Below are 4654 nucleotides of genomic sequence, written 5' to 3'. Positions count from 1 at the left end.
GCTCATCGCAGCGGGGCCATCGGCGCCGGGCAGCGAGATCCGGCGCACGGCACCGCTCGATGCGGTGCTGCTCGATTCGGTGCTGCTCGATTCGGTGCTGCTCGATTCGGTGCTGCTCGATTCGGTGCCGCTCACCGGTCCATCGTCGCGCGTGTCGACGTGGACGACGGGAACCTGCGGGGCGTGTCGCGCCAGAGCGTCGACGATCAGACCGGCATCGCGGCCGAGCAGCACGGCCGCCCGCAGTCTCGGCGCGACCTCCACCACGAGGTCGTCGATCTGCGCACCCTTGAGCAATCCGCCCGCCACCCACACCACGCTGCCGTGGGCGAGCAGCGATGTGCGTGCCGCGTGCGGGTTGGTGGCCTTCGAATCGTCGATGTAGTCGACGCCGGTGACGGTCCCGACCGGTGCGGCACGGTGCGGCCCGACCCGGTGCCGACGCAGGCCGTCGTGCACCGCGGACTCCGGTACGTCGATCGCCCGCGCAAGAGCCGCCGCGGCAAGCGCGTCGGACAGACCGGCCGGGCCCGCGGGTGAGACGTCGGCGACGGCCGCGAGCACCGCGGAATCCGCGAACGCGCGGTCCACCAGGACGTCACCGCTGACACCGAGTTCCCCTGGCTGCGGATAACCGAGGGTGAAGCCGACGGTGACGACGGCTTGCGACCGCTCGCGCAGACCCCCGGCGATCGGATCGTCGAGGCCGAGCACCCCGACCGTGCCGGTGAGCGCGCGGGCCTTCGCGTCGATGTAACCCTCGATGCCGCCGTGCCAGTCGAGATGATCCTCGGCGATGTTGAGGACGACACCGGCGGAAGGCTGCACCGACGGTGCCCAATGCAACTGGAAGGACGACAGTTCGACGGCGAGGACCTCGGCGCGCGGTTCGGTGCGCCGCAGCGCGTCGAGGATGGGCAGTCCGATGTTTCCGCAGGCCACGGACGGCACGCCGGCGGCGTCGAGGATGGCGTGGAGCATCATCGTCGTGGTGGTCTTGCCGTTCGTTCCCGTGACGACGAGCCAGCGGCGCGCCGGGCCGTAGATCTCGGCCCGGTCCATCCTCCAGGACAGTTCGACGTCACCCCAGATGGGTACCGCCGCGCCTGCCGTGTGCGAGAGCAGTGGCGAGTCGGGGGCGAACCCGGGGCTCGTGACGACCAGTGCGAAGCGGCGCAGTGCGGTCGGATCCGCGTCGGCCTCGGCAACCAGCGCGTCGAGATCGACGGTGTCGGCACCCAGTTCACGGCAGCGGCCGAGTGCGTCGGCGTTGCGGTCGGTGACGGTCACGGACGCGCCGAGATCGGTGAGTGGGGTCACGACGGCACGCCCCGAGATTCCGGCGCCCGCGACGAGGACCCGCGTGCCGCGGATCCACTCCAAGTCGTGTGCCACGGTGTCAGTCCCCGATCGCCGTGAGGTATTCGCTGTAGAACAGGGCCAGGCCGACAGCCGAGGCGATGGCTGCGAGCAGCCAGAACCGGATGATCACCGTGGTTTCGGCCCAGCCACCGAGTTCGAAATGGTGATGGAAGGGCGCCATCCGGAACACGCGACGCCGACTGGACCGGAACACCGCCACCTGGATGACGACCGAGGCTGCCTCGGCGACGAAGAGCGCTCCGATGACGACCATGAGCAGTTCGGTGCGGGTGGTGACGGACAGACCCGCCAGCATGCCACCGAGCGCGAGTGAACCGGTGTCACCCATGAAGATCTTCGCCGGGGCGGCATTCCACCACAAGAAGCCGATGCACGCGGCGGCGCCGGCAGCGCACAGCAGCGCCAGGTCCAGCGGATCGCGCACGTCGTAGCAGCCCTTGCCCGGTTCGGCGACGCACGAGTTGCGGTACTGCCAGAACGTGATGATCACATAGGCGCCGAGCACCAGGCTCATCGAGCCTGCGGCCAGACCGTCGAGTCCGTCGGTGAGGTTCACCGCGTTCGACCAGGCGCTGACCAGCAGATATACGAACAGGATGAACACGATCGAGCCCATCGACACGGTGGCGATGTCGCGGACGTACGACAGGTGTGTGCTGCCGGGGGTCAGACCGGAGTCGTTGCGGAACTGCAAGGCCAGAATGCCGAACACGACGGCGGCGACGAGTTGGCCGACGAGTTTCGCGGTCTTGTTCAAACCCAGGTTGCGCTGCTTGCGGATCTTGATGAAGTCGTCGAGGAAACCGACACCGCCGAGTGCGGTGGTCAGGCCAAGCACCAGCAGACCCGACGCGGACGGGCCTTCCGCGCCCTCGTACCCGAGACCGATCAGATGCGAACCGAAGTAGCCGGCCCACAGGCCGGCGAGGATGGCGACACCGCCCATCGTCGGCGTACCGCGCTTGGACTGGTGGCTCTGCGGCCCCTCGACGCGGATCTCCTGACCGAAGCCTTGCCGCGAGAACGCCTTGATCAGCACCGGCGTGAGCAGGATCGACACTGCCAGCGCGATACCGGCGGCGAAAAGGATCTGTCTCACTGTGCGGCCTCCGTAGTCGCAGCGCCATCCGTGTCCACAGCAGCATCGGTGTTTCCGGTGCCTGCGCCGAGGATCGCGTCTGCGACCGACCACAGACCGACCGACTGCGACGCCTTCACCAGCACGATGTCGCCGGGTTCGAGTTCGTCGTGGAGGAGCGCGATGGCCGCGTCCGCATCCTGGACGTGGCTCGCTTCCTCACCCCAGGATCCTTCCATCACCGCGCCCTGGAACAAGCCGCGCACGGGGCGCGTCGCGCCGACCGCGACGATCCGGGTGACATCGAGACGCACCGCGAGGCGGCCGATGGCATCGTGCGCGACGACGGCCTCGTCGCCCAGTTCCGCCATCTCCCCGAGCACCGCAAATGTCCGTCGCGGGCTGTCACCGGCGCGGGCCATCGTCACCAACGCCTTGAGTGCGGCCCGCATCGAATCGGGGTTGGCGTTGTAGGCGTCGTCGATGACGGTGACGCCGTCGGCGCGGGTACGCACAGCCATGCGGTGTGCCGATACCGGCGCGGCCCCACCGAGTGCCGCCGCGATCTGGTCGAGAGTCGCACCGACTTCGAGGGCCGCGGCAGCCGCGGAGAGCGCATTCCCGACGTGGTGCTCGCCGTGCACGGCGAGCATGACCTCGACACTGCGCCGCCCGCCGTCCACCTCCGGATCGGCGACGACAAGAGTGAACGACGCCCGGGCCGATTCGTCGAGGCGCACGTTCTCTGCACGCACCGCAGCCGACGGGGTGCTGCCGACGAAGACGACACGGGCACCCGTGCGGGTCGCCATCTTCGCGACCAGCGGGTCGTCGGCGTTGAGGATCGCGACACCGCCGTCGGCGGTCGACGGCAGGGACTCGACGAGTTCGCCCTTGGTCTCGGCGATGACCTCCTGCGAACCGAACTCGCCGAGATGCGCTGTGCCCACATTGAGCACGACGCCGATCCGCGGCGGTGCCACCGCAGCCAGGGCCGCGATGTGGCCGGGTCCCCGCGCCGACATCTCGAGCACCAGGTAGCGGGTGGCGCGGGTGGCGCGCAGCGCCGTCCACGGGTGACCGAGCTCGTTGTTGAACGATCCGGGGGGCGCGACGACCTCACCGAGTGGCGCCAGCACCGCTGCCAGCAGATCCTTGGTCGATGTCTTGCCGGCGGACCCGGTGACACCGACGACGGTCAGCCCGGTCGCGGTCAGCTCGTCGACGACAACCCGCGCGAGTGTGCCGAGGGCCGCGAGCACCGCAGCGCCCGACCCGTCGGTGTCGTGTTCGAACGCGAGCGAATTGGTGTCGGTTCGCGGCACCGCGGGCACCACGATCGCCGGTACACCGACGGGCCTGGCCGCGAGCACCGCGACGGCACCCGCGGCGACTGCGGCCGCGGCATGGTCGTGTCCGTCGGACCGCTCGCCGGGCAGCGCGAGGAACAATCCGCCTGGGGTGATCCGCCGCGAATCGAACTCGACGGTGGCGCTCACCTCCACCGACGGATCGTCCACGTCGTGCAACGTCCCACCGACCACCTCCGCGATGCGGGTCAGGGTCATCGGGATCATGCTGTGCCTCCATCTCGGGTGCCGCCCGTACCGTTGCGGCCGGGATCATCGGGCTGGGGCGCCGATCGGGACGTCCGAGTGCGCTCGAGGACGTCCGCCAGCACCTCCCGGTCGTCGAAGGGATGCTTGATCCCGTGGATTTCCTGGCCACGCTCGTGCCCCTTGCCTGCCACGAGCACGACGTCACCGGGACCGGCCCAGCGGACGGCTGCATCGATCGCGGCCGCGCGGTCACCGATCTCGACGATCTCGCCCCGCTCGGCATCCGGGACCGACCGGGTACCGACCAGCATGGCGGCGCGGATGGCCGCCGGATCCTCGGTACGCGGATTGTCGTCGGTGATCACGACGAACTCGGCGCCGCGCGCCGCGACGGCACCCATCAGTGCGCGTTTGCCGCGGTCGCGGTCGCCACCTGCGCCGACAACCACGGCGATGCGTCCCGAACTGCGCCCACGCAGCGTGGCGATGACAGCTTCGAGCGCAGCGGGCTTGTGCGCGTAGTCGACAACCGCGAGGAAGTCCTGACCACGATCGACGAGTTCGACGCGGCCGGGCACCGACACCGTCGCGATGCCGTCGGCGGCGGCCGTCAGGTCGGCGCCCGCCTCGGCAC

The 4654-nt window shown here is 69.7% G+C and carries 4 protein-coding genes; all 4 read right to left on the bottom strand.

From position 1 onward, the window contains the following. Positions 1-1395: UDP-N-acetylmuramoyl-L-alanine--D-glutamate ligase (gene murD / locus WAX14_RS02475; RefSeq protein ID WP_422626511.1), on the bottom strand; the 1395-nt coding region annotated here is incomplete at its 3' end. A gap of 4 nt (positions 1396-1399) precedes the next feature. Further along, the gene (gene mraY / locus WAX14_RS02470; protein ID WP_422626510.1) at positions 1400-2482 is read right to left on the bottom strand and encodes a phospho-N-acetylmuramoyl-pentapeptide-transferase; all 1083 of its coding nucleotides are present in this window, start codon (positions 2480-2482) and stop codon (positions 1400-1402) included. Beyond that, complete coding sequence (locus tag WAX14_RS02465; protein WP_422626509.1) at positions 2479-4038, bottom strand: UDP-N-acetylmuramoyl-tripeptide--D-alanyl-D-alanine ligase; 1560 nt, start codon at positions 4036-4038, stop codon at positions 2479-2481. The genes mraY and WAX14_RS02465 overlap by 4 nt, the downstream gene beginning before the upstream one ends. After that, the coding region (locus WAX14_RS02460) for a glutamate ligase domain-containing protein (RefSeq protein WP_422626508.1) at positions 4035-4654 on the bottom strand (620 nt) is incomplete at its 5' end. The genes WAX14_RS02460 and WAX14_RS02465, both read right to left, overlap by 4 nt.

This window comes from Rhodococcus sp. (in: high G+C Gram-positive bacteria), from assembly GCF_049299235.1.
Taxonomy (GTDB): Bacteria; Actinomycetota; Actinomycetes; order Mycobacteriales; family Mycobacteriaceae; genus Rhodococcus.
This window is presented reverse-complemented; position numbering and strand designations above follow the sequence as displayed.